The organism is Pseudomonas sp. YuFO20 (genome assembly GCF_035064975.1).
GTDB lineage: Bacteria > Pseudomonadota > Gammaproteobacteria > Pseudomonadales > Pseudomonadaceae > Aquipseudomonas > Aquipseudomonas putida_AE.
On sequence record NZ_JAXDEO010000135.1, the window covers coordinates 1 to 2,234 of the forward strand.

At 48.5% G+C, this 2,234-nt stretch carries 3 protein-coding genes and 1 pseudogene; all 4 read right to left on the reverse strand.

Annotated features, from left to right (window positions below; genetic code table 11):
- Positions 1-425 precede the first annotated feature (425 nt).
- The gene (locus SOP85_RS30880) at positions 426-674 is read right to left on the reverse strand and encodes an SMI1/KNR4 family protein (RefSeq protein ID WP_323629388.1); all 249 of its coding nucleotides are present in this window, start codon (positions 672-674) and stop codon (positions 426-428) included.
- A gap of 80 nt (positions 675-754) precedes the next feature.
- Positions 755-988 (reverse strand): annotated as a pseudogene (locus SOP85_RS30885) (RHS repeat protein); the annotation flags it as partial.
- A 17-nt stretch (positions 989-1,005) separates the two neighbouring features.
- Entirely contained in the window at positions 1,006-1,356 is a 351-nt protein-coding gene (locus SOP85_RS30890) for a hypothetical protein (protein ID WP_323629389.1), read from the reverse strand.
- A gap of 12 nt (positions 1,357-1,368) precedes the next feature.
- A partial coding sequence (locus SOP85_RS30895) for an RHS repeat domain-containing protein (RefSeq protein ID WP_323629390.1) occupies positions 1,369-2,234 on the reverse strand: 866 nt, incomplete at its 5' end.

Sequence of the window (2,234 nt, forward strand, 5' to 3'; positions counted from 1 at the left end):
GAACTGCCAGCTCTTGCGGCCCATGGCGTCGTAGCCGAAGCAGCTGGTGAGCGTGCCCTGGGTGCGCAGGACTTCGCGGCGCAGGTCGTCACGCTCTTGCAAATCGTTGGAATCATTCTCTACAGCAGGTTCTTGATCAACTACTACCTGATCTCAGTTTCCTTGGTACCCTGAACAAAACCATAAGGTCACTCCTGAAAATCCAAGCGTAAATCTCAACTCAAAGCTCTTTAATAGACTGCCTCACAGACTCACAAAAAAAGTCTTCAAAATTATTGAAAATCACGTTTTTTTCACCATCCCTTTTAAATGAAAGCTCAGTCTCCACAACTACGGGCTCGCCTGCCTCTCCGATGTTGGTAGTGTCGATTGAATATATAGGACCATAGCCTGAAGACTTAATAACAACCATACTGCTATCAGCATCACCAAGCAATCGCGCTGTTTTTTGTAGCGAACAGTACGCTAGGTATCGCGGTAGCGCTTAGCCCACTCTTTGTGATCCCATAATATGTTTCTCCAGCAAATGATAAAGCTTCGAATTTCTTCAGGAATAACTTATACGAGCTCGGAAAACTCACACCCAGTTCGTTTTCAAACTCAGCTATCAAGGCGTCGGTAGCACCACCTGCATATGCCGGATCTTCACCAGATGCAGTCTTAATCAAATCCATATAACTCATACCTCAAACCCCAAAGTCCAGTGATCTTTCCTTCCAATAGCCTTTCTTCCATGTATTAAACGGCCCACGATTGGCTTCCGCTCCAGCGTGGTGGTCTGGCCCAGCGCGTCGGTGACGGCGGCCAGATGGTGGCGCTCGTCGAAGCGGTAGGTGGTGATTTTACCCGAGCAATCCTGGAAGCGCTCGACCTGGGCCAGGGAGTTCCACCACAGATATTTGGACTTGCCGGTTGCACCGATGACGGTGTGCGGCAGGCCGTCGTCGCCATTGAGGTATTCGGTGGTGTGGCCGAGGGCGTCGATTTCCTTGAAGTATTTTTTAGTCAGCCGTAAACATTACTCTCTTGGGCCTTCTCAATGAAGATATCAAGGAGATCACCTTGAATTTCCTCTCCATCACACGTAACAACAAAATCTCCGTCTACACCATCAGGGAAATGAACACCATCCAGCGTCCCCAAGACCACAGAAGCACTGTCAGCGATAATGACGTTAAAAAAAGCAAAAATATTAGCCCTATCGTTGTCGCTAAGCGTAGCCATGGCATTTCTGGCCTTGGCATACGGATCGTTATCGTTATTGAGCGGCTTACTTAATGAATTCCTATATTGTTCTAAATTTTTGGTATACAGCTCATTAAATATTGCAGATACAAATTTTTGATCAGATTTCATAAGCCATCCTCATTAGCGCATTTCTGGGTACATTGCTTTATTTAGCGATATCAGTTCTTGAAGCTTTGCATTGGGTACATCTGGATATACACGCCTGAGTTCTCTTATGTCGCGAGCCACAACATCACGAGCACTGGCAAATGGCAAGCCTGTCTTTCCATTCACCCCACTCCTTGACAAAATACCTACTCCCTCTTTAGAAACAGTATGCCCCACACGAGGCACTAACATTGCGGGAGCAGCTGCTGGATCGTAGCCCTCAACCAAATCTTTCATAAGATTTTTCTGGCCAACATGGTGAGAGTCTAATCCTAGATTTTTACCCTTTACAGCACTTTTATTACCTTGATGTGAGTTCACATCCCATTTTTCACAAGCGAGGCCTAAAGAATCGATCCATGCATTGGGATTAGGCACATACTGGTAAAGATTTTCTCCACCGTATAACCCAATCGGATCCTGCGTAACAAACCGCCCCACCTCCGGATCGTAATACCGAAACGTGTTGTAGTGCAGCCCCGTCTCGTCATCAAAATACTGCCCCTGAAACCGCAGGTTCTGCTCGACGTCATTGACGTGTAGACGCTCAACCGCCCCCCAAGCCTTGTACGTCGCCTGCCAGACTATGCTCCCGTGCGCGTCAGTCATCTCCAACGGCGTACCAATCTGGTCGGTATGGAAGTAGTAAAGCTCCTGCTCTTCACCTTCTGCCTGATCCACCCGAGCCAACGGCGCATAACTCCCCGGCTCGTAGATATACAGACTGCTCTGCCCCGGTCGCTCTTCACGCAACATCCGCAGGCCTTGCCACAAAAAGTGCTTCTGCTCGGTCTTGCCGTTGACCTCTGAAACCTTGCCAACCCGTCGCCCCAGGCTGT

What these genes read in the sequence shown, in the direction of transcription:
- SOP85_RS30880 (WP_323629388.1), bottom strand. Translation starts at nt 674, where the DNA reads ATGGATTTGATTAAGACTGCATCTGGTGAAGATCCGGCATATGCAGGT.
- SOP85_RS30890 (WP_323629389.1), bottom strand. Translation starts at nt 1,356, where the DNA reads ATGAAATCTGATCAAAAATTTGTATCTGCAATATTTAATGAGCTGTAT.